Source organism: Stenotrophomonas sp. Steno-Z2 (assembly GCF_056393235.1).
The window spans coordinates 236,641-258,370 of record NZ_JBWJOY010000004.1 but is presented as its reverse complement, the minus strand read 5'-3'; the positions used below and the strand labels follow the sequence as shown (position 1 = coordinate 258,370).

The window sequence follows — 21,730 nt, the reverse complement described above, 5'->3', positions numbered from 1 at the left end:
ACATGAAGACCCTGTACAGCCTGCTGTTCACCGCCATCGCCAGCTTCGCACCGGCCGCGTTCGCCCAGCACGCCGGGCACGACGCGCATGGCCACGGCGCGCACCCGGCCCAACCCGCCGCGAGCGCGGCGGCAACCGATATCGAGGCCGCCTTCAAGCGCCTGGATGGCAATGGCGACGGCTTCCTCACCCGCCAGGAGCTGCCGGCCAACCATGCCCTGCTGCCGCACTTCGACATGAGCGATGCCAACCGCGACGGCAGGCTCGATGCCAACGAGTTCAAGCGCGGCATGTCCATGCTGTAAGCGCCCTGGCCGCGCCGGCGTTGTGCCGGCGCGGCGATCCCGACGGAGCCCGACTCATGAAACTGCTTTCAAGACTCTCCCTGCACGCGCTCACGCTGGCGACCGGCACGCTGCTGGTCAGCGCCTGCAATGCGACACCGGCGGCGCCGGCGGCCGAGGCCGCCACCAGCGCGGCCGACGCAGCCCCGGCCCGCGCCACCCTGCCGGTGGTGAAGGTGCACAAGGACCCCAACTGCGGCTGCTGCGGCGGCTGGGCCGAGCACATGCGGGCGGCGGGCTTTCCGGTGGAGATCCACGACACCGGCGACATGGCGGCGGTGAAACGGCGCCTGGGCATTGGCGACGGCATGATGTCGTGCCATACCTCGGAAATCGACGGCTATGTGGTGGAGGGCCACGTGCCGGCCTCCGCGATCCTGAAGTTGCTGGCGGAGCGGCCGAAGGCCCGCGGCTTGGTGTTGCCGGGCATGCCGATCGGCTCGCCGGGCATGGAGTCGGCCGATGGCTACCGCGAGCCGTTCACCGTGGCGCTGCTGGCCGAGGACGGCAGCCTGCACGAATTCTCGCGGCACGAGTGATCCAGGGGCCGCGGACCAGATTCCTTCTCCCGCGCGCGGGAGAAGGAGCAGGCCGGCGCCGCCGCCCGGTCAGATCTTGAAGTCGTCGTAGGCGATCCTCGACTCCTCCACGCCCAGCCTGCGCAGCAGTTGCCGGGTGGCCGACAGCATCGCCGGCGGGCCGCACAGGTAGAACTCGCAGGCGGACAGATCCGGATGCGCGCGCAGCAGGTCGTCGTGCAGCGCTTCGTGCACGCGACGGGGCGCACCGTCGCCGGCGTCGCCCGACCACACCGGGTGCCAGCTGAAGTTGGCATGGCGCCGGGCCAGCGCCTGCATCTGCTCGGCATAGGGGCAATCGCGCGGACTGCGCGCGCCGTACCAGAAGTGGATGCGTTCGCGCCCGCCCTCGTCCAGCCGCTGCTGGATCATCGCGCGCAGCGGGGCCATGCCGGCACCGGCGCCGATGAACACCTTCTCGCGCTCGACGCCGCTCAGCGCGAAGTCGCCGAACGGGCCGCTGTAGCGCACGCGATCGCCCTCGCGCAGCGTGTACAGCCAGGTGGAGCCCTTGCCCGGCGGATGCCGCCTGTTCTCCTGCCAGCCCGGGCTGAACCGCGCCAGCAGCACCAGTTCGCCGCCGGTTGCGGTCACCGGCGTGGCCAAGGAGTACGAACGGCGCACGGCGGCCTTGTTGTGCAGCGTGGCCGGCAGCGGCAATGGCTTCCAGTCCTCACGGTGTTCATCCGGGTGCCACAGCGCGCCGCGCGGCAGTTCGTACTCGGGCACGTGCAGTTGCAGGTAGCAGCCCGGCTGGAACTGCGCGTCGGCGGGAGTGTCCGGGCGCAGGTGGACCTCGCGCAGGAACGGCGTCACCGCGACCACCCGGGTCACCGTGGCCCAGTGCTCGGTCCACAGGCTGGCGCCGCCGGCCACCTCGATCTCCAGGTCCTCGTCCACCGGCAGGTTGCAGGCCAGGCGGCAACCGACCTTCAGCTTGGCCGCCGGCAGATGCGAACGATCCGATGCGGTGGCCTTGCCCGCGCCGCCGCGCACCCGCACCTCGCACAGGCCGCAGCTCTGCCCGCCGCCACAGTTGGAGGGCAGGTTCACGCCTTCGCGGGCCAGCGCCACGTAGACGCTGTCGCCACTGGCCGCCATCACCGTACGCAGGTGCGCGCCGCCGGCGGCGTACACCGTCAACTGGCGTTGCCGGCGCCAGCGGCGCGGGATGAATTCATGCAGGCGGAAACTCGCCATCAGCAGCCAGAAGCCGGTCAGCGCCAGCCACAGCCCGCCGATGCCCATACCGACGACCAGCGGGTTGTTGAAATTCACCCGTTCGCCGTAATCCATGATGTGCAGCATCCAGAAGATGTCGAACAGGCGCCAGGTGGCGTTGCGGTGCTCCATCACCTGCCCGCTGTGCGCGGATACGTAGATCGTGGTGTCCTGCGCGTCGCTGAAGTCCACCCGCCACACCGGGTCGGGGTTGGCGCGCGTTTCCAGGCTTTTCGCCAGGTAGCGCGGCGACGACGGCATGCCATCGCCACGGTAGGCGGCCTGGGCCACGCGCAGGGCCAGCGTCGCGTCGATGGCGATGTGGCGGCCGTCGCGTGCGTCGACCACCTCGGTGCCCTGCGGCGACTGCAGGCGATAGACCGGCCTGTCGAGCAGCCAGCCGCTGTCCAGCGTCGCCGCCGGGTGCGTGGCCGCGCGCAGGGCCGCGGCCGGCGACACGGTACCGGATGGCCACGCCGGCGCTTCGGTGTCCGGCGCACGCTGGGCGGTGCCTTCGATCCTGGCGGGATCGAGCAGGCTCATCATCAGGCCGCTGCCCAGCCACACCACGAACTGCAGGCCGACCAGCAGGCCCACCCATCTGTGCAGGGTCCGCATCCAGGGCGTCATGCCTGCCTCCGCTTGCCGAAGCTGTAGAGCAGCAGCCAGATGCCGCTGAGCGCGAAGCCCAGCCCGATCACTGCAGCCACGCGCAACAAGGGGTTGTTGACGTCGGTCCGGTGCTCGTAGTCCATGATGTGGAACATCCACAGGAAGTCGAACCAGCGCCACAGGCTGTGGCGACGCGCCAGCAGCTCGCCGCTGTCCGGCGACAGGTACAGCGTGGTCCGGCCACGGTCGGTGAAGTGCACCGCCCACATCGGCACCGGCCGCGTCTTCACTTCCGATGGCGCCCGGGTGATCCACTCCACGCGTGCCACGTCGCCGTCGCCCTGGTACAGCGCGCGGGCCAGCGCGATCGCACCGTCGCGATCCAGCGGCGGCATGCGTTCGCCGCTGGCCGCGTCGACCAGGAACGTCGTATTCCCCTGCCGCACTTCATAGACCTCGCGGTCCAGAAGGTACCTGAGCCGGAACGACTGCAGCCCGGGGTGGTGCGCCACCAGTGCGTCGGCGTCGATGCGCGCGGCCGGTGGCGGCAGCGCCCTGCCATGCACATGCGCCAGGTGGTCGCCATGGATCACGTCCAGCGGCACCACGGTCATGTAGACGCCGCTCAGCATCCACAGCAGCGCCTGCACGCCGATCACCAGGCCTATCCATTTGTGGGCGCGTCGCGCCCAGAATGCGGGTTTCATCAGGTCATCCTCACTCGGCGTCGCGCCCCGCCGGCACGCGGCGGGGCGCAGGCGCTCACCAGCGGTAGCCGATGCGGGCGTACCAGCGCCGGCCCAGCAGGTCGTAGGTCATGGTGTCGGTGTTGGCGTCGGTGTAGCTCTGGATGAAGGGCGCCTTCCTGTCGAAGACGTTGTCCAGGCCCAGCGAGACGTCCAGCGCCCGGCTCACGGCGTACTTGAGCTGCAGGTTGTGATAGAAGACCGACGGCGCGTGGTCACCGATGTCGCCGCGCGCGGCACTGAGGTCGTCGGCACGACCGATGTACTGCGTGGTCCACGTTCCCGACCACTGCTTGCGGCTGGCGGTGAGCGCCGCCAGTCCACGCCACCTGGCGTAGCTGCCGCGGCCACCGGTGATCCTGCCCGCGTACTCGATGACGTCGGCGCCTTCGTACGGCCGCACGTCGTAACGCTGCAGATAGGAAACGTCGGCGCTGACGCTGGCATCGAAGCCGGCCACGTCGAACTCGTACAACGCGCCCAGGTCGAAGCCGCTGACCCGCTCGTTGGCCGCGTTGACCGGCTGCGAGGACAGGTAGTCCACCTCGCCGGTACGCGGGTTGCGGGTGAAGTTGGCGGCATCGCAGAACGGGTGCGCCAACCCCGGCGTGTTGTAGCAGATCGACAGCTTGGTGGAGCCGGCGATGCGCTGGATCGCGTTGCGGATGCGGATGTTGTAGTAGTCCAGGGTCAGCGTCAGCCCCGAGGCGAACGCCGGCGTCCACACCACGCCGGCGGTGAACGAGGTGGCATCCTCGGGCCGCAGGTCGGCGTTGCCGCCGGAGGTAGTGAGGATGGTATTGCCCGGTTGCACGTAGCCGGCCGGCACGCCATAGGCCTGGCAGTTGGCGCGCACCACCGAACCGGACGGCAGGCTGCTCCAGTTGCTGCACGGGTCGGTGGTGGTGAGGTTGCCTTCGGAAATGCCGCCGAAAAGTTCCGGGATGTTGGGGATGCGGAAGGCGGTGGCGTAGGTGCTGCGCAGCTTCAGCGCCGCGTTGACCTGCCAGTCCAGGCCGACCTTGTAGTTGTAGTCACGGCCGAACAGATCGTAGTCCGACGCGCGCCCGGCCAGGTTGAGGTACAGCGAATCGGCGATGGCGCTGTCCTGCAGCAGCGGGATGGCCAGCTCGGCGAACACTTCCCTGGCGGTGTACTCGCCGTGGATCGGGTCCTGCTGGTTGGTGTTGCCGATGCCGAGCACGGTCAGCGGGTCCGGGTCGCGCCAGCCGCTTTCCCTGCGTACCTCCACGCCGGCGGCAAACCCCACCCAGCCCGCCGGCAGCTCGAAAATCTGCCCGCTGAGATTGGCGGTGAAGCTCTTCTGCTCGTTGCCGCCGGTGTCGCGCGAACTGTAGAGGATGTAGTCCAGCACTTCGCGGCTCAGGTCGCCGTAGCCGAGGTAGTCGCCGCACGGAATGGCGGCGCCGGGCAGTGGGCTGCACAGCGTGCGGTCCAGGGTCTGTTCGACGCGATCCAGGTTGGCGACGTTGTCCGAACCGTCCACGCCGGTATTGCGCCCCCAGTTGAATGCCGCCGACCAGTCCCAGCTGGTGCCCAGCTGGCCTTTCAGCCCCACGACGACGCGCCAGGTATCGGTTTCCTGGGCGAAATGGCGCGGGCCGGCCTCTTCCAGGCGGCGGCGCTGCAGCAGCAGATCCTGCCCGGTCGGGTTGGTCGGGTGGTCGGCGGCGATGTTGATGGGCCGGTACACGCCGAGTGCGCCGCTGGTGGCCAGCTGCCTGGACTGGCGGTTGGTGTACATCAGCTCGACGAAGGCCTCGGTGCTGTCGTTGAGCCTGCTGTCGCCGAACACGCTGAAGCTCAGGCGCTCGATCGGATTGACCGCGTTGAGCGACGGATTGCCGTTGTAGTTGTGTTTGGCCGCCGAGTACGGCTCGTAGAAATCACCGTCGCCGCCGGGCACCTGGTTGAAGTTGACGCGGCTGCCGTCGGCCAGCAGCGCGCGGCCGCCGACGGTGGCCGAGCTGCCCGAGCACACCAGCCTGCCGTCGGATTCGGCCAGGCCGCAGGGCGCGCGCGTGGCCATGTTCACCGGGCCGCCGTCGTAGTAGTTGATCGCCGCCATCAGCGAGCCACGCTCACCGGTGACACCCCAGCTGAAGTCCACCGAGGTTTCCTCGCCGTCGCTCTTGCTGGTCTGGCCATAACGCACCGCCAGCTCCGCGCCGTCGAAGCCCTGTTTGGTGATGATGTTGACCACGCCGGCCACCGCGTCGGCGCCATAGATGGCCGATGCGCCGTCCTTCAGTACTTCCACGCGTTCGATCAGCGACACCGGAATGACGTTCAGATCCACCGAGCTGTTGGCGCCGGTGCCGCCGTTGACGATGCGGCGGCCGTTGAGCAGCACCAGGGTGCGGTTGATGCCCAGGCCGCGCAGATTGACCTGGGTGGTGCCGTAGCCGTTCTCGGCCCAGTAGGCATTGCTCTGGCTGCCGGCGAAACCGGCCGAAGCCGGCAGGCGCTGCAGCAGCGTCTCCACCGATGTGGCGCCGGAGCGTTCGATCGCCTCGGCGTCCACCACGCTGACCGGGCCGACGCCGGACAGCTGTGCGCGTTTGATGTGGCTGCCGGTGACCTGCACCGCATCGAGCGTGCGGGCGGCTTCGTTCTGGCCTTCCTGCGCCTGTGCGGCCTGGATGGCGGCCACACTCGACAAACTGCCGATGGCCACGGCCAAGGCATTGGATTTCACGTACATGGTCTCTCTCCCGCTGGGGAACCTGTCTCGGGGCTGGGCGTGCGCACGGGCGCACGCAGGGCGTTGCAGCGTCGTCACGACGCGGGAAGCACCGCTCAGGCGATGGGAGGTCGGAACACCCGGGAAAGTTTGTTCGCCGGCAGGCGCAGGACCGGCACGGGAGCATCGAAGGCGACGGGCGGATAGCTGCCGGCGAACAAGGCCAGCGTCGCAGGGGGATACAGCGCCAGCACGCAGGCGCATTCGCAGCCCGTGCTGTCGGTGCAGGTGCAGTCGGCGGCGTCGGTGGTGCCGCCGGGCCTGCCGTGACCGGCATGGACCTTGGCCGGGACCGGCGTGACCGGCGTGACCGGCGCGCAGTCCGGCTGCGCAGTGCCGCCTTCGGCGACCGCGACGCCGGCCACCGCATCCAACGCCATGCGCGCGCCCGTCCAGGCGCCCAGCACGCCTTCGGCCGCGAGCACGCAGATCAGCAGCAGTGGCAGCCAGCAGCGATACCGCATGGGGCCCGACGGTCCTCGTGTATTTGTATATACATACAATCAATAGCGCGTCCGGAGAAAGCCTGTCAACTGCATGGCTTCCGGCAGCGCCCGGTCCATGGCTGCGCGTCCTGCACGGTGACCGCTGCATCCCCTGCCCCGGCCTCGTTTCCGCTCCCCTCACGTGCAGCGCAGGCGCGCTTCAGTTCCTGGCAGAGCGGCAACGACTATCCTGCGTCGCAGCATAGCCAGCCTGCCTGCAGGCGCCAAGATGCATGGCGCACGACAATGGCGTTTTTCCCGCCGATGCGAGAAATCGCTTGTTTTTGGCTGGAAAAGCAATTTCCTGTGTAACTTTTTCCGGCATGGTGATTGCGGATGCAACATTGCCGATGCTGCGCCCCGCAGCACGTTTTTTCTCCCCCTTCCACTGCAACAGGATGCAACCGATGAGCCTTGAATTCCTCCACCAGCAGCCCGGCATGGCCGCGCAGCCACCGGCCGAAACCACCGGCTTCGTCTTCAACCACACCATGCTGCGGGTCAAGGACATCGCCGCCTCGCTGGACTTCTACAGCCGCGTGCTCGGCTTCCGCCTGATCGACAGGCGCGATTTCCCCGAAGCCGCGTTCAGCCTGTACTTCCTGGCTTACGTGCCGGAAGGCACGCAGGTGCCCGAGGACGATGCCCAGCGCCGCCGGTGGATGGCCGGCATTCCCGGCGTGCTGGAACTGACCCACAACCACGGCACCGAGAACCAGGACGGCCCGGTCTACCACGACGGCAACAGCGAACCGCGCGGCTTCGGCCATATCTGCGTGTCGGTGCCGGCGCTGGAAGCGGCCTGCGCGCGCTTCGAGGCACTGGGCGTGCCGTTCCAGAAGCGCCTGCAGGACGGGCGCATGAAGAGCCTTGCCTTCATCAAGGACCCGGACGGCTACTGGGTGGAGATCATCGGCAACCGCTAAGGGCGCCGGCCTCCCTTCCCTCGACCGCAGGAGCGCGCTTCGTTGCGCTCCTGCGCCGGAAACACCAGGACGTCGCCGCGCCTGCCGGCCACCGGGCATATTGCCGGCGCGCCGTCACTTTTCGGCAGTGCCGCTCCGGCTGGCCTGCAGGAGGTACCCGTGCACCCCCGGTGCAAGTTCCAGCGGCACCGGCGGCGTCATGTCGCCGCCTGTTCGCGCTCGATACGTTCGGTTTCGGCCGCCAGCAGTTCCGGGTGCAGGTCGAACTGGTCGGACAGCAGCAGGGTGCGCGCGGCCTCGGTGACCTCGATGCGTTCGGCCTGCAGCAGGTCGCCGTCGCGGAACAGTTCGATGTAGCTGTCCAGCACGCCGGACAGGGTGCCCTGCGCGGTATCCGGCGCCGCCAGCACCAGCTGCAGGCCCAGCGAGCGCAGGTAATTGGTGGTGGCGCGCGCGTTCTGCGCGTCGATCTTGTCGCCGAACTCGTCGAGCAGGATCAGCCCCAGCCCGCCCGGGTGCGCCTCGCTCTTGCCGTAGGCCGCGGCCAGCGCGGCACCGGCGATCACGTACAGCGGCGCGCGGTGTTCGCCGCCGGAACCCGAGCGCATGCGTTCGCTGAGGCTGCCGATCACGCGGTCGTCCTGGCGGATCTGCACCTCGAAGCGGAAGAAACGGCGGTAGTCGTCCAGCGGCGAGTTGGCCACGTGGGTGGCGGCCTTGTCCTCGACCAGCGCGCGGAACGCCTCGGGCACCTGGCCCGCGCTTTCGAACAGCGTGTCCTCGCCGCCGATGTCGGCGGCGCGCTGGATGAAGCGGTGCAGCTCGCGGAACTCCGGCACCACCTCGTAATGGAACTGGTAGCGCTCGTTGTTGGAGAAGGCCGGGCTGGCGCGCAGGGTGCGGTTGAGCGTGGCGATCTGGGTCTTGAGCCGGGTGAAGTTGTCGTACAGGGTGGAGGCCACGCCGGTGCGGAAGGTATCCACGGCGGTGGCGTAGGCCTGGCGCGCTTCTTCCTCGTACTGCACCAGCTCGGTGTCGCGCAGCTGGGTCAGTTCGCGCTGCAGCAGGACGCGCGCCGGGCGCCAGGCGCTGGCGTCGAAATCCAGTTCCAGGCCGTGGTCGCGCGCGTACTGCGCCAGTCCGCTCCACGCCTCGGGCAGCAGCCGCGCCAGCTGCGCGTCGCTGTCCCTGGCGCGCTCCTCGCAGCGGCGCGCGCGCTCTTCCAGCGAGGGATACTTCTCGTCCAGTTCCTCGCGCTGGCGCTCGACCCGGTTCGGGTCGACGTCCGGATCGGCGAAGGCTTCCACCGCGCGGCGCGCGACCAGCTCTTCCTGCTGGCGCAGGCCGTCGAGCAGGCCGCGCGTGCGTTCGAGGTTGGACGCCGCCACGGCTTCCTGCCCGACCAGCGCGTCGGCGCGCTTCTCGCAGTCGGCGAGCTGGGCGTTCAGCTCGCGCAGTTGTTCGGACAGGCGCAGCAGGTCCGGGTCCAGTGCCGCCAGGCGGCTTTCCTGCGCGCTGCGGTAGCGCTCGGCCACCTGGCGATGCTCGAGCACGCGCTCATGAAGCGCCTGCGCCACCGCATCGGCGTCGGCCAGGCGCGCCAGGCCACGCTGGCAGTCGTCGGCGCGACGCAGGCGCGGTTCGATCTGGCGCAGGTCCTGCTCGGCCTTTTCGATTTCCTCGTGCAGCACGCGCAGGCGCGCGCGGTTGTCGGACGCGCCGATGCGCAGGTCGCCCGCCGCCGGCAGCCGCAGTCTTTCGATGCTGCCGCCGCGCGCGAGCAGGCCGTCGCGGGTCAGGCCCTGGCGGCTGCGCACCAGTTCGGCTTCGGTCTCCACGCAGCGCAGCTCGCCGAGCTGGCGGCGCAGGAAGGCCAGCGCGTCGGCGTTGACGCCTTCCAGCAGCGCGGCGACGCTGCCGGCCTCCGGTTCGTCGGCGCCACGCGACTTGCGCGCATGGCTGGACAGCGCCAGCTTGATGCCGTACACCGAGCGCCCGCCGGACAGGCCGCGGTACAGCTTGACCGCGCGCTCCTCGTCCTTGTCCGGGATCAGCAGGGCTTCGACGTTGCTGCGCAGATAGCCTTCGATGGCATGCTGCCAGGTCGCGTCGGTGACCCGCACGAGGTCGCAGACCGGGCGCGCATCGATGCCGGCATCGCGCAGGTAGCTCATCAGCCGCACCGTGTCCGGGTGCAGCTCGGCCTGGCCGGCGGCCAGGCGCTTCTGGTTCTGGCGCGCGGTTTCCAGCGCGTCGCGCGCCTTGTCGTGCGCAGCGTGCAGCTGGCGGGCATGGCGGTCGACCAGCTCGCGCAGCGGCGCGGCCGCGCGCAGGGCCTGGCGCGCGCGCGCGAACAGGTCCTGCGGCGCCCACGGCAACGCATCTTCCACGGCCAGCGCCGACAGCTCGGCATGCCAGACATCCCACTCTCCGCGCGCGGCGGCCAGCGCGTCGGCGTCGATGCCGTCGAGCGCAAGCGCGTCGAGCTGGCGGAACTGCTCGCGCACGAAGCCGACTTCGCGCGCCAGGTCCTTCTTCAGCTGCGCGAGGCGGTCGCGGTCGCGGCCGGCCAGTTCGTCCAGCTGCGCCTGTTCGCCGTAACCGGCGCTGCCCTGCAGGCGGGCATTGGCGCGCGCCTGTTCCTCGCGCAGGGTGTCGCGTTCGACGCGGGTGTCGGCGAGGCGGCGGCGGGTGTCGGTCAGCGCGTTTTCCGCATCGGCAAGCGCGCCCTCGGCCTGGTCGAGCTGCTCGCTGTACAGGTCGCGCGCGTACTCGGCGGCCAGCGCTCGCGCGGACGCGGCGCGGGTCGCCTGGCCGGCGATCTTCTCGTACTGGCGCTCCGCGCCTTCGGCGGCGTCGATGCGCTGCCGGACCTGCTCGATCTTCTCCTTGATCTGGCGGAAGCTGTCCAGCAGCGCGCGGAAGCGGGCGATGTCGGTGGGCCGGTCTTCGGCCACCAGGGTGCGCACGAACAGGTCCACATCCTCGACGCGCTGCAGGTTCAGCGCGTTGAGGAAGGCCTTGCGGTAGGCATTGAGGTCGGGGCTGGCCGACGGGCTGGCGCGCAGGCGCAGCAGCAGGTCGCGCAGGAAACGCTCGGCGTTGGGGTGCAGCTGCGGGGTTTCGCCCACTTCCTTGCAGCGGCGCGCGATGTGCTCGCGGAAGGTATTCCAGGCCAGCGGCAGTTCCTTGCCCTTGACCCGCTCCAGGTGTTCGTCCAGGTCCAGTGCCACGCCGGGCAGCAGGTACAGGCCGTGGGTGCGGTGTTCGGGCTCGTCGACCGAAGCGCCGAGCGCGATGCCGGCGGTCAGCGGCACGCCGGTTTCGGTGTCGCGGAACACCAGCGAGATGTAGGTGGTGGCGGTGCGGCGCTTGCGCCCTTCCTCGCCGCTGCGGAACACGCCCAGGCAGTAGTCGCGGATGGTGCGCGCGCGGTGGCTGCCGCCGGCCTGCGCGTTGAAGCGGATGCGGCTGCGGTCGCCGCCCAGCAGCACGATCTGCAGGGCGTCGAGCAGGGCGCTCTTGCCGGCGCCATTGGGCGCGATGATGGCGCTGGTCGCGTCCAGCTGCAGGCTCTGCGCCTCGAACAGGAAGAACTGGACCAGGTGGATGCGTTCAAGCTGCTGCATCGTCGTCCTCCGCGTCCGCCTCGCCCGCTTCGTCGCGGTTGTGCTGGTCCAGACGCTGCAGCCACAGCTCGCCGACGATTTCGACGATGGCCGGGCGCACGCGCAGGTGGAACGGCTGCGGGTCGTCGCCTTCGGATTCCACGAGCCGGCACACGCCCCAGCGCTTGAGCGTGCGCGCCAGTTCCCGCAGCGCACCTACCTCGGGCATCGCGCGGCCGGTCAACGCCTGCCAGCTTTCCTGCAGTTCCGGCAGCTCCACCACCACCTCGCCATGGTCCTCGATCAGCCCCTGGCGCATGGCTTCGTCATAGCGCTGGCGCAGGACCAGCAGCGCGAGGGTTTCATGCAGGGTCACCGCCGTACCTTCGCCATGCGCCGGCAGCGCCACCACGTAGCGGTAGTGCGCGTTGCGTTCCAGGCGGATGCCCAGCGGCTCCAGCGCGGCGACGAAATCGGGGTAATGGTCTTCGACCAGGTGGTAGGCCACGCGCGAACGCGCGTCGGTGGCGTACAGCACCTGCTCGGTGGCCAGGCGGTAGGCGGCGCGTTCGAAGTCCTGCACGGCGTAGGTGCCGTTGGACATCTGGCTCAGGGTGTTCCAGCTGCGTTTCATTGAGGAGAAGCCGGGAATGGGGAACAGGGAACGGGGAATGAAGCGATGTTGCGAGGATCGGGCATGGCCGGGTGCGGGGGCGCGCGATGAAATGCGGATGGTCGGTGTCCCATCATTCCCTGTTCCCCGTTCCCGCATTCCCCGCCACCCGCAGGATGCGGAAGCGCAGGCCGCGCAGGTAATCGTTGTCGTCGCCGTTGCCGGCTTCGAGCAGCTCGACGCGGAAGCCGCGCAGCAGCCGGCCGAGCGGATCCTCGCGGCGCAGGCCGCCGATGCGGTTGCCGCGCAGGGCCAGCGTGAGCAGGGTCTGGTAGGCGCGCAGATCCTCGATGCTGGCGATGTCCAGAGACGCCGAGTCGATCGCCGCGCCCTGCTGCAGGTGGCGGCCGACGTAGCGCGCCATGTCCTCGGCATTGACCAGGCGCGCGCGCTTCATGCGCCGCAGCAGCGACAGCCGCGCCAGCTGCTCGGGCGTGGGCGGGGTGGTGGCGTTGGCGCTGCGCGGGATCGGCGCCGGCTTGCGGTGCGGCGGGCGCAGCCGCGTCTCGTCCATCAGCGGGCCGGGCGCCACCGGCAGGCGCAGTGCGTCCTCCGGCGCCGACAGCACGCCGCGGCAGGCGCGGCGCAGCAGCACGTCGAGCCGGTCGGGCGCGCGCAGGCGGTAGTCGAGGAAGGCCAGCGCGCGGCGGTTGGCCTGGCGGATGTCCTCGTCCAGGCGGGTCAGGTATTCGTCGATGCGCTCGAGCTCGCGCAGCCGGCCCAGACTGCGCGACAGGCGCTGCTGCGCGCGCGCCTCGTCGCCGCCGGTGACATGCTCGCGGTACCAGGCCACCAGCGTTTCGCGCGGCGCGCCGGATTCGAGCTGCTGCACCATCGCCAGGATCGAGCTGCGCCGCGCCATCGGGTGGTCGGCGCGGTGCAGTTCGGCGTAGTCGCCGATGAACAGCTGGCCGACGTAGCGCTCGAACCACTGCCGGGCGAACTGCGCGGTGGTCTCGGCCTTGCTCAGCTCCGGCATCAGGTCGCGCACCTGCAGGCTCATCGAGGCCAGCGACACCAGCAGGCGGCGCGCCTGGTCGGCGGCCTCGTCGAGGATGCCGCCGTCCATGCGGCCTTCGGCGACCTGCTGCAGCTGCAGTTCCACCGAGCGCATCTTGGCCGAGACGAAGGTCGGGCCGTGCTCGCTGAACTCCACCAGGGTCGACAGCAGCTGCGCCACCATCGGCGGCATGGTCACCATCTCGCGCGCGCCGATGCGCTCCTGGCGCAGCCAGCCGGCGGCGCGGAAGCGGTCGTGGATGGCGTTGGCGCGCACGTTCAGCGGCGCATCCGGGGCCTGGCCGTCCTCGTCTTCCCACGGGTCGTCGGTGAGCAGGTAGCGCTCGATCGCTGCGGTGATCTCGCGGCGCGGGAAGCCGTGGCTGGGCGGCACCGGGGCATCCGGGCCGAAGAACTCGTCGAACATCCGGCACAGCAGCGACCAGTAGTTCTGGCGGTTGGCCGAGGCCAGCGGGCCGAAGATGCCGGCGGGTACGACCGAGAACAGCGGCGGGGTGGTCGTGGGGGTGGTGGTGGTCAAAACGTCGGGGTCCTGCAGCTTCCTGCCGTGCGGGGGCGATTGTGGCATATCGCCGGTGGGCCGGTCCTGGCTGCGCCGGCGGGTATCCGGACCTGTCATCCGGATGCGCTACCGTGGCGTATCGCCGTACCTTCAAGGCCGTCATGCCGGACTTCCACCCGACACCGCCGCCCGGGGTCGACCGCTGCGAGGCAAGGGAAAGCGCATGGCGCGTGTTCCTGGTGTTCCTGCGCCTGGGCCTGACGTCCTTCGGCGGGCCGGTCGCGCACCTGGGTTATTTCCACGCCGAGTTCGTGGCGCGGCGGCGCTGGCTGGACGAGCGCGGCTATGCCGACCTGGTCGCGCTGTGCCAGTTCCTGCCGGGGCCGGCCAGCAGCCAGGTGGGCATGGCGCTGGGCCTGTCGCGGTGTGGCTATCGCGGCGCGCTCGCCGCCTGGGCCGGCTTCACCCTGCCCTCGGCCGTGGCCCTGATCGTGTTGGCCCGGCTGCTGTCCGCGCATCCGGGCGCGCTGCCGGCCGGCGCGCTGCACGGCCTGAAGATCGCCGCGGTGGCGGTGGTGGCGCAGGCGGTCTGGAGCATGGGCCGCGGCCTGTACACGGGCGGCGCGTGGATCGTGCTCATGCTGGCGGCCGCCGGCACCGCCCTGCTCGCGCCTTCGGCCTGGATGCAGCCGGGCATCATCGCCGCCGCCGCGGTAGCCGGGCTGCTGCTGTTCAAGCGCACTGCGCCACGCGAACCCGCCGCGTGGGCGATACCCGTTGGACGCCGCGCCGGTGGGTTGTGGCTGGCGCTGTTCTTCGTCCTGCTGGCCGGGCTGCCGCTGCTCGCCGCGCTGCTGCCGGGCCAGGCCGTCGCCGAGGCCAGCGCCTTCTTCCGCGCCGGCGCGCTGGTGTTCGGCGGTGGCCATGTGGTGCTGCCGCTGCTGCAGGCGGCGGTGGTACCACCGGGCTGGGTGGACAACGACACCTTCCTCGCCGGCTACGGCGCGGCCCAGGCGATGCCCGGCCCGCTGTTCGCCTTCGCCGGCTTCCTTGGCGCGTCCATGCAGACGGCGCCTTCGGGCTGGGCCGGCGGGCTGCTGTGCCTGCTGGCGATCTTCGCCCCGTCCTTCCTGCTGGTGGCCGGCGCGCTGCCGTGCTGGAACCGGCTGCGCGGCAATGCGCGCATGCGCGCGGCGCTGAGCGGCATCAACGCCGCGGTGGTCGGCCTGCTGCTGGCCGCGCTGTACGACCCGGCGTGGACCCGCGCCATCCATGCGCCCGTGGATATCGTGCTGGCGCTGGTCGCCCTGGCCGCGCTGGCGTTGTGGAAACTGCCGCCGTGGCTGGTGGTGGTCGGCTGCGGCGCGGCGGGCATGGTCACCGGAATGACCGGCCTGCAATGAAAAAGCGGCCGGAAGCGGTTTTCCCGCCCCGGCCGCCTCGTCGTCAGGCGGACAGCGCCGCGATCATTCCACGGTGACGCTCTTGGCCAGGTTGCGCGGCTTGTCCACGTCGGTGCCGCGCGCCAGGGCGGTGTGGTAGGCCAGCAGCTGCACCGGGATGGTGTGCACCACCGGGCTGAGCACGCCGGCGTGGCGCGGGGTGCGGATCACGTGCACGCCCTCGGAGGCGGTGAAGTTGCTGTCCTGGTCGGCGAATACGAACAGCTCGCCGCCGCGCGCGCGCACTTCCTGCATGTTGGATTTCACCTTCTCCAGCAGGCTGTCGTTGGGCGCGATCACCACCACCGGCATCTCCGCGTCGACCAGCGCCAGCGGCCCGTGCTTGAGCTCGCCGGCCGGGTAGGCCTCGGCGTGGATGTAGGAGATTTCCTTGAGCTTGAGCGCGCCTTCCAGCGCGATCGGGTAATGCAGCCCGCGGCCGAGGAACAGCGCGTTGGACTTGCCGGCGAAGCGCTCGGCCCAGGCGATGATCTGCGGCTCGAGGTTCAGCACGTGCTGCACGCTGCCGGGCAGGTGCCGCAGCTGTTCCAGGTAATCGGCTTCCTGCGCCGCATCGACGCGGCCATGCAGCCGGCCCAGCACCACCGCCAGCTGGAACAGCGCGGCCAGCTGGGTGGTGAAGGCCTTGGTCGAGGCCACGCCGATTTCGGCGCCGGCGCGGGTATAGCAGACCAGCTCGCTGGCGCGCGGGATCGCGCTCTCCGGCACGTTGCAGATCGACAGCGTGTGCGTGTGGCCCAGCGATTTGGCGTATTTCAGCGCCTCCATCGTGTCCAGGGTTTCGCCCGACTGGGAAATGGTGACGACCAGGTGCCTGGGATTGGCGTAGGCGGCGCGGTAGCGGTATTCGCTGGCGATTTCCACGCTGCAGGGCAGGCCGGCGATGGCCTCGATCCAGTAGCGCGCGGTCAGGCCGGCGTAGTAGCTGGTACCGCAGGCGAGGATCTGCACGCCCTCAATGCCGGCCAGCACCGCCCCGGCATTGCGGCCGAACAGCTCGGCCGGGAAACCGCCGGCATCGATCGCCGCCTCGAGGGTGTCGCCCAGCGCGCGCGGCTGCTCGTGGATCTCCTTCTGCATGAAGTGGCGGTAGGGGCCCAGTTCCAGCGAGGCCAGCGACACGTCGGACATGCGCTCCTCGCGCTGGACCGGCGCGTCGTCGGCGCCGAACACGCGCACGCCGGCGCGGGTCAGCTCGGCGGTGTCGCCCTCTTCCAGGAACATCACCCGGCGCGTGGCCGAGATCACCGCCGAGACGTCGGAGGCGACGAAGTTCTCGCCCTCGCCCAGGCCCACCAGCAGCGGGCAGCCCATGCGCGCGACCACAATGCGCTCGGGCTCCTTGCGGCTGATCACCGCCAGCGCGTAGGCGCCGGTCAGTTCCTTCACCGTGCGCTGCAGGGCGCCGAGCAGGTCGTCGTGGTCGGCCTGCAGGTGGTGGTGGATCAGGTGCGCGATGACCTCGGTATCGGTCTGCGATTCGAATTCATAGCCCAGCGCGCGCAGGCGCTCGCGCTGTTCCTCGTGGTTCTCGATGATGCCGTTGTGCACCAGCGCCACGCCATGGCTGATGTGCGGATGCGCGTTGGACTCGGTGACGCCACCATGGGTGGCCCAGCGGGTGTGGCCGATGCCCAGCGTCGCGGCGAAGCCCTCGGCGGCGGCGGCGTTCTCCATCTCGGCCACGCGTCCGGTGCGGCGCACGCGGCGGAGGTCGCGGTCGTTCAGCACGGCGATACCGGAAGAATCGTAGCCGCGGTATTCCAGCCGTTTCAGTCCTTCGATCAGTACCGGTACCACGTCGCGATCAGCGATCGCTCCCACAATGCCGCACATAGCCCATCCGTTCGGGTTTTCGGTCGGACATTCTAGGCCAGCCGGTTCGGACATCCACCGGACAAGCGCCGGACATCGCCCCCGCGGACACTGTCCGCGCCAGTGTCCGCGGACACCCGGACACATCAAAAGACGGAAAATATTCTTTTGTTTTCATGTACATGCGAGTTGGCACGGGATCTGCTTAACCGTTACCAACTCTTCCAGCGAAGCCGACGATGATCCGCGACACCTCCGCACAGGACCAGACAATCTCCCAGCGCTCCCGGCCGCAGTGGCGCCGCTGGCTGTGGCCGGCCGTGGCCACGGTCGTGGTCCTGGCCGGCATCGGCTTCGTCGCCAAGGGCTGGCTCGGCGGCTCGCGCTCGTTCGATGGCGCGCGCCTGCGCATCGCCACCGTCGGCCGCGGCGACCTGGTGCGCGACATCGCCGCCGACGGCCGCGTGATCGCCGCCAACAGCCCGGTGCTGTACGCCATCTCCGCCGGCACGGTGACGCTGAAGGTGGTGGCCGGCGACGTGGTCAAGAAGGGCCAGGAGCTGGCGGTGATCGACAGCCCGGAACTGCGCAGCAAGCTGGCGCAGGAACAGGCCACCCTGGCCGGCCTGGAAGCCGAGGCCGGCCGCGCCGCGCTGGACGCCACCCTGGCCCGCGCCACCGCCAGCAAGGTCACCGACCAGGCCGCCATCGACCGCCAGGCCGCCGCCCGCGACCTGGAACGCTACCAGCGCGGCTACGACGGCGGCGCCGTGCCGCAGGTCAACCTGGCCAAGGCGCAGGACGACCTGAAGAAGGCCGAGATCACCCTGCAGCACGCGCACAGCGACGCCGCGTTGCAGAGCCGGGGCGCCGACCTGGACGCGCGCAACAAGCGCCTGCTCGCCGACCGCCAGCAGGCGGTGGTGGCCGAGGTGCAGCGCCAGGTCGACGCGTTGACCCTGCGCGCGCCGTTCGACGGCCAGGTCGGCCAGGTGCAGGCCACCCAGCACACCCAGGTGGCGGCCAACGCGCCGATCCTGGGCGTGGTCGACCTGTCGCGCTTCGAGATCGAAATCAAGGTGCCGGAGAGCTTCGCCCGCGACCTGGCGATCGGCATGCCGGCGCAGCTGACCAGCGGTTCCGGCCAGCCGTTCCCGGGCGAGATCTCGGCGGTGTCGCCGGAAGTGGTCAACGGCGAGGTCGTGGCCCGCATCCGCTTCTCCGACAAGCAGCCCGAGGGCCTGCGCCAGAGCCAGCGCATGAGCGCGCGCATCCTGCTCGACACCCGCAAGGACGTGATCAAGGTCGAGCGCGGCCCGTTCGTCGAGCAGTCCGGCGGCCGCTACGCCTGGGTGGTCAACGGCAGCACCGCCAGCCGCCGCCCGGTGCAGTTCGGCGTCAGCAGCCTGGGCGAGGTCGAGATCGTCTCCGGCCTGCAGCCGGGCGAGAAGGTCGTCGTTTCCGGTACCGACCTGTTCGGCGATGCCGAAAAGGTTTCCATCAATTGATGCCAGGCGGGGAAAGGGGAACAGGGAACGGGGAATGGAAGTGACTGCAATCGTCCAGGCCCCGGCAAGAACGAACACCTGCTCTCCCACCCTCCCACCATCCATCCGCTACTCCTGATCCTCCATTCCCTGTTCCCCATTCCCTGTTCCCTTTTCACCGAGGCCATCCCATGCTCCAGATGCAATCCGTCTCCAAGGTCTTCCGCACCGAGCAGGTCGAAACCCACGCGTTGCGCTCGCTCGACCTGCATGTGCGCGAGGGCGAGTTCGTCGCCGTCACCGGCCCGTCGGGCTCGGGCAAGACCACCTTCCTCAACATCGCCGGCCTGCTGGAGACCTTCACCAGCGGCCAGTACCTGCTCGACGGCCAGGACGTCAGCCACCTGGGCGACGATGCCCGCTCGCGCCTGCGCAACCAGAAGATCGGCTTCATCTTCCAGGGCTTCAACCTGATCCCCGACCTGAACCTGTTCGACAACGTCGACGTGCCGCTGCGCTACCGCGGCATGCCGTCGGCCGAGCGCCGCGAGCGCATCGAAAAGGCGCTGAGCAGCGTGGGCCTGGGTTCGCGCATGAAGCACTACCCGGCCGAGCTGTCCGGCGGCCAGCAGCAGCGCGCCGCCATCGCCCGCGCCCTGGCCGGCAGCCCGCGCCTGCTGCTGGCCGACGAACCGACCGGCAACCTGGACACGCAGATGGCGCGCGGCGTCATGGAGCTGCTGGAGGAGATCAACAGCCAGGGCACCACCATCGTCATGGTGACCCACGATCCGGAACTGGCCGCGCGCGCGCAGCGCAACGTGCACATCGTCGACGGCCAGGCCACCGACCTGCTGCGCGAACCGTCGCTGGGCCGCGGCGTGGCCGCCGTTGAAACGGCCACGCAGGGCTGAGGAACGGACATGCTGTCGCTGCTCCCGTACTACCTAGGACAGGGCCTGCGCAGTCTGCGCCGCACGCCGGTGCTCACCGGGCTGATGGTGCTGTCCATCGCCATGGGCATCGGCGCGGCGATGACGACCCTGACCGTGCGGCACCTGCTTTCCGGCGACCCGCTGCCCGGCCGCAGCCAGCACCTGTACTACCCGCAGCTGGACGCGATGCCGGGCGTGGAGCCGCGCACCAACCCGCCGGACATGCTGGACTACACCTCGGCCGTGGACCTGTGGCGCGCCGGCAAGGCCGACCGCCAGACCCTGGTGGTGGACAGCCCGGTGAAGCTGCAGGCGCCGGAAAGCGGCGAGCCGGCGAGCATGACCACCATGCTCTCCACCACCGCCGACTTCTTCCCGATGTTCCAGGTGCCGATGGCCTGGGGCAGCGGCTGGTCGGCCGAGGACGACGAGCGCCGCGCGCGCGTGGCGGTGATTTCCTGGGACCTCAACCAGCACCTGTTCGGCGGCCAGGACAGCACCGGCAGGATGCTGCGCATCCGCGGCAGCGACGTGCGCATCGTCGGCGTGCTGGCGCCGTGGCGGCCCTCGCCGCAGTTCTACACGGTGGCCGGCGGCCGCTTCTCCCAGGGCGACACGGCGTCGTACTACGCCAAGCCCGAGGACGTGATGGTGCCGTTCTTCACGGGCCTGCAGATCAACGCCGGCAACTTCCGCCAGTTCACCTGCTGGGGCCTGCCCGAGCGCCCCGGCTACCTCGAGAACTCCAACTGCGTCTGGCTGCAGCTGTGGGTGCAGCTGGACAGCAGCGCCAAGGTGGCCGCCTACCGCCAGTTCATGGACGGCTACGTACGCCAGCAGCACGAGCTGGGCCGCATCAGCCAGACCGGCAACACGCGCCTGCCCGGCCTGATGGAATGGCTGGACTACAACGGCGCGGTGCCGCGCGATGCACGCCTGCAGGCCTGGCTGGCGCTGGCCTTCCTGGGCATCTGCCTGTTCAACACCGTCGGCCTGCTGCTGGCCAAGTTCCTGCGCCGCAGCGGCGAGATCGGCGTGCTGCGCGCGCTCGGCGCCACCCGCTCGATGGTGTTCGCGCAGTGCCTGCTCGAGGCCGCGCTGATCGGCCTGGCCGGCGGCATCGCCGGCCTGTGCCTGACCCTGCTGGGCCTGTGGAACGTGCGCCAGCAGCCGCTGGAATACGCCGACATGGTGCACCTGGACCTGCCGATGCTTGCCCTCACCTTCGCCCTGGCCGTGGCCACCACGCTCATCGCAGGCCTGCTGCCGGCGCTGCGCGCGAGCCGGATCGACCCCGCCCTGCAGGTCAAGTCGCTGTGAACATGCTCATGGACATCAAACCCATCCTCGCGACCCTGACCCGGCACCGCGTCTCGGCGCTGCTGATCACCCTGGAGATCGCCCTGGCCTGCGCGGTGCTGTGCAACGCGCTGTTCATGGCGGTGGCGCGCATCGATCTGATCGGCCTGGACAGCGGCGTGGACGAAGCGGCGCTGGCCACGCTGGCGCTGAACGACTGCGAGGGCTGCAACGCGGCCGACATCAACGGCCGCTGGCTGGACTTCCTGCGCCGTCAGCCCGGCGTGCAGGCCGCCGGCGTGGTCAACAGCGTGCCGTTCGCGCAGCGCGCCGGCGTCGCCGGCATCACCCTGGACCCGGAAGGCAAGCGCTTCGGCGGCGTCCCGCACTTCTACACCTTCGACCCGGGTGCGATCCAGACGCTGGGGCTCCGGCCGGTACAGGGCCGCGCCTTCACCGCTGCCGACTACCAGCCCATCGACAACTTCCTGCCGGCCAATGCCCAGGTATGGATCACACGCGATTTCGCCGAGCATCTGTGGCCCGGCGAAAGCCCGCTGGGCAAGGAGTTCTGGATGGCCAGCTCGCGCTTCAGCGTGGCCGGCATCGTCGAGCACTTCGCCGTGCCCAATCCCGGGCGCAGCGAGGGCGGCATCGCCGCGGTGCAGTGGTCGGTGATCGTGCCGGTCGTCACCGACGCGCAGAGCGGCACCTACGTGGTGCGTGCCGACCCGCGCGACCTGCCCGGCATCCTCCACAACGCGGTGGCCGCCGCGCCGACGCTGGCGCCGGAGGCCATCCTCAACCGCGAGTACAGCCGCACCCTGGCCGAGCTGCGCCACGGCTACTTCACCCAGGACCGCGCCATGACCCGGCTGCTGCTGGGCGTGTGCCTGGCGATGCTGCTGGTCACGGCGCTGGGCATCGTCGGCCTGGCCAGCTTCTGGGTGCAGCAGCGCACCAAGCAGATCGGCATCCGCCGCGCGCTGGGCGCCACCCGCCGCCAGGTCGTGGCGTACTTCCAGACCGAGAACCTGCTGCTGACTGGCGCCGGCATCGTGCTGGGCATGCTGCTGGCCTATGCCGGCAACCAGTTGCTGATGCATTACTTCGAGACCGCGCGGCTGCCGCTGCCGTACCTGCCGCTCGGCGCGATCGCCCTGTTCGCGCTGGGCCAGGCCGCGGTCATCGGCCCGGCCCTGCGTGCCGCCACCGTTCCGCCCATCGTCGCCACCCGCGGTCAATGACCGCC

16 protein-coding genes are annotated in these 21,730 nt (G+C 70.1%); 8 read left to right on the top strand and 8 right to left on the bottom strand.

Translation table 11 applies throughout. The features are described 5' to 3' along the window. Positions 1-2: 2 nt before the first annotated feature. Positions 3-305 carry an EF-hand domain-containing protein gene (locus tag AC06FP_RS11800; protein ID WP_478075611.1) on the top strand — a complete coding sequence of 101 codons (303 nt, stop codon included), beginning with the start codon at positions 3-5 and terminating at the stop codon, positions 303-305. 56 nt (positions 306-361) lie between these two features. After that, positions 362-883, top strand: coding sequence for a DUF411 domain-containing protein (locus AC06FP_RS11795; protein ID WP_478075610.1), 522 nt, complete (start codon positions 362-364; stop codon positions 881-883). A 69-nt stretch (positions 884-952) separates the two neighbouring features. Here AC06FP_RS11795 and AC06FP_RS11790 read toward each other — a convergent pair whose 3' ends face one another. The 4 genes from AC06FP_RS11790 to AC06FP_RS11775 all read right to left on the bottom strand — a co-directional run bounded on the left by AC06FP_RS11790 (position 953) and on the right by AC06FP_RS11775 (position 6,729). After that, the gene (locus tag AC06FP_RS11790; protein WP_478075609.1) at positions 953-2,773 is read right to left on the bottom strand and encodes a 2Fe-2S iron-sulfur cluster-binding protein; all 1,821 of its coding nucleotides are present in this window, start codon (positions 2,771-2,773) and stop codon (positions 953-955) included. Then, on the bottom strand, positions 2,770-3,462 hold the full coding sequence (locus AC06FP_RS11785) for a PepSY domain-containing protein (RefSeq protein WP_478075608.1): 693 nt from the start codon (positions 3,460-3,462) through the stop codon (positions 2,770-2,772). Before AC06FP_RS11785 ends, AC06FP_RS11790 begins: the two co-directional genes overlap by 4 nt. 55 nt (positions 3,463-3,517) lie before the next feature. Then, positions 3,518-6,226 carry a TonB-dependent receptor gene (locus AC06FP_RS11780; protein ID WP_478075607.1) on the bottom strand — a complete coding sequence of 903 codons (2,709 nt, stop codon included), beginning with the start codon at positions 6,224-6,226 and terminating at the stop codon, positions 3,518-3,520. 95 nt (positions 6,227-6,321) lie between these two features. After that, positions 6,322-6,729: a CopL family metal-binding regulatory protein gene (locus AC06FP_RS11775; protein ID WP_478075606.1), complete on the bottom strand. Its 408-nt coding sequence runs from the start codon at positions 6,727-6,729 to the stop codon at positions 6,322-6,324. A gap of 428 nt (positions 6,730-7,157) precedes the next feature. Here AC06FP_RS11775 and gloA point away from each other — a divergent pair, with 428 nt between their 5' ends. Then, positions 7,158-7,676 carry a lactoylglutathione lyase gene (gene gloA, locus AC06FP_RS11770; RefSeq protein WP_456118040.1) on the top strand — a complete coding sequence of 173 codons (519 nt, stop codon included), beginning with the start codon at positions 7,158-7,160 and terminating at the stop codon, positions 7,674-7,676. Between the two features lie 197 nt (positions 7,677-7,873). Here gloA and AC06FP_RS11765 read toward each other — a convergent pair whose 3' ends face one another. The 3 genes from AC06FP_RS11765 to AC06FP_RS11755 all read right to left on the bottom strand — a co-directional run bounded on the left by AC06FP_RS11765 (position 7,874) and on the right by AC06FP_RS11755 (position 13,497). After that, a complete protein-coding gene (locus AC06FP_RS11765; protein ID WP_478075605.1) occupies positions 7,874-11,305 on the bottom strand; it encodes an SbcC/MukB-like Walker B domain-containing protein in 3,432 nt (1,143 codons plus the stop codon). Further along, positions 11,292-11,918: a DUF4194 domain-containing protein gene (locus AC06FP_RS11760; RefSeq protein WP_456118038.1), complete on the bottom strand. Its 627-nt coding sequence runs from the start codon at positions 11,916-11,918 to the stop codon at positions 11,292-11,294. The genes AC06FP_RS11765 and AC06FP_RS11760 overlap by 14 nt, the downstream gene beginning before the upstream one ends. A gap of 112 nt (positions 11,919-12,030) precedes the next feature. Further along, the gene (locus AC06FP_RS11755; RefSeq protein ID WP_478075604.1) at positions 12,031-13,497 is read right to left on the bottom strand and encodes a Wadjet anti-phage system protein JetA family protein; all 1,467 of its coding nucleotides are present in this window, start codon (positions 13,495-13,497) and stop codon (positions 12,031-12,033) included. A 113-nt stretch (positions 13,498-13,610) separates the two neighbouring features. On the opposite strand from AC06FP_RS11755, the gene chrA reads away from it, so the two are divergent. Beyond that, complete coding sequence (chrA, locus tag AC06FP_RS11750; protein WP_478075603.1) at positions 13,611-14,882, top strand: chromate efflux transporter; 1,272 nt, start codon at positions 13,611-13,613, stop codon at positions 14,880-14,882. A gap of 63 nt (positions 14,883-14,945) precedes the next feature. Here the strand turns inward: chrA and glmS are convergent, their stop codons facing one another. After that, complete coding sequence (gene glmS / locus AC06FP_RS11745) at positions 14,946-16,778, bottom strand: glutamine--fructose-6-phosphate transaminase (isomerizing) (protein WP_456118035.1); 1,833 nt, start codon at positions 16,776-16,778, stop codon at positions 14,946-14,948. Between the two features lie 218 nt (positions 16,779-16,996). Between glmS and AC06FP_RS11740 the strand changes: the two genes are divergently transcribed. The 4 genes from AC06FP_RS11740 (at position 16,997) to AC06FP_RS11725 (ending at position 21,725) form a co-directional block, all read left to right on the top strand. Next, positions 16,997-18,265 carry an efflux RND transporter periplasmic adaptor subunit gene (locus AC06FP_RS11740; RefSeq protein ID WP_478075602.1) on the top strand — a complete coding sequence of 423 codons (1,269 nt, stop codon included), beginning with the start codon at positions 16,997-16,999 and terminating at the stop codon, positions 18,263-18,265. Between the two features lie 170 nt (positions 18,266-18,435). After that, positions 18,436-19,158 carry an ABC transporter ATP-binding protein gene (locus AC06FP_RS11735; protein WP_456118033.1) on the top strand — a complete coding sequence of 241 codons (723 nt, stop codon included), beginning with the start codon at positions 18,436-18,438 and terminating at the stop codon, positions 19,156-19,158. An 18-nt stretch (positions 19,159-19,176) separates the two neighbouring features. After that, positions 19,177-20,499: an ABC transporter permease gene (locus AC06FP_RS11730; RefSeq protein ID WP_478075625.1), complete on the top strand. Its 1,323-nt coding sequence runs from the start codon at positions 19,177-19,179 to the stop codon at positions 20,497-20,499. Between the two features lie 8 nt (positions 20,500-20,507). Continuing rightward, positions 20,508-21,725, top strand: coding sequence for an ABC transporter permease (locus AC06FP_RS11725; RefSeq protein ID WP_478075601.1), 1,218 nt, complete (start codon positions 20,508-20,510; stop codon positions 21,723-21,725). The last annotated feature ends 5 nt before the right edge of the window (positions 21,726-21,730 follow it).

Bases quoted from the DNA above. Each gene is read 5' to 3' on its own strand.
- AC06FP_RS11760 (WP_456118038.1), bottom strand. From the start codon at position 11,918: ATGAAACGCAGCTGGAACACCCTGAGCCAGATGTCCAACGGCACCTAC.
- AC06FP_RS11735 (WP_456118033.1), top strand. From the start codon at position 18,436: ATGCTCCAGATGCAATCCGTCTCCAAGGTCTTCCGCACCGAGCAGGTC.
- AC06FP_RS11800 (WP_478075611.1), top strand. From the start codon at position 3: ATGAAGACCCTGTACAGCCTGCTGTTCACCGCCATCGCCAGCTTCGCA.
- AC06FP_RS11790 (WP_478075609.1), bottom strand. From the start codon at position 2,773: ATGACGCCCTGGATGCGGACCCTGCACAGATGGGTGGGCCTGCTGGTC.
- glmS (WP_456118035.1), bottom strand. From the start codon at position 16,778: ATGTGCGGCATTGTGGGAGCGATCGCTGATCGCGACGTGGTACCGGTA.
- AC06FP_RS11740 (WP_478075602.1), top strand. From the start codon at position 16,997: ATGATCCGCGACACCTCCGCACAGGACCAGACAATCTCCCAGCGCTCC.
- AC06FP_RS11785 (WP_478075608.1), bottom strand. From the start codon at position 3,462: ATGAAACCCGCATTCTGGGCGCGACGCGCCCACAAATGGATAGGCCTG.
- AC06FP_RS11795 (WP_478075610.1), top strand. From the start codon at position 362: ATGAAACTGCTTTCAAGACTCTCCCTGCACGCGCTCACGCTGGCGACC.
- gloA (WP_456118040.1), top strand. From the start codon at position 7,158: ATGAGCCTTGAATTCCTCCACCAGCAGCCCGGCATGGCCGCGCAGCCA.
- AC06FP_RS11765 (WP_478075605.1), bottom strand. From the start codon at position 11,305: ATGCAGCAGCTTGAACGCATCCACCTGGTCCAGTTCTTCCTGTTCGAG.
- AC06FP_RS11780 (WP_478075607.1), bottom strand. From the start codon at position 6,226: ATGTACGTGAAATCCAATGCCTTGGCCGTGGCCATCGGCAGTTTGTCG.
- AC06FP_RS11725 (WP_478075601.1), top strand. From the start codon at position 20,508: ATGGACATCAAACCCATCCTCGCGACCCTGACCCGGCACCGCGTCTCG.
- AC06FP_RS11775 (WP_478075606.1), bottom strand. From the start codon at position 6,729: ATGCGGTATCGCTGCTGGCTGCCACTGCTGCTGATCTGCGTGCTCGCG.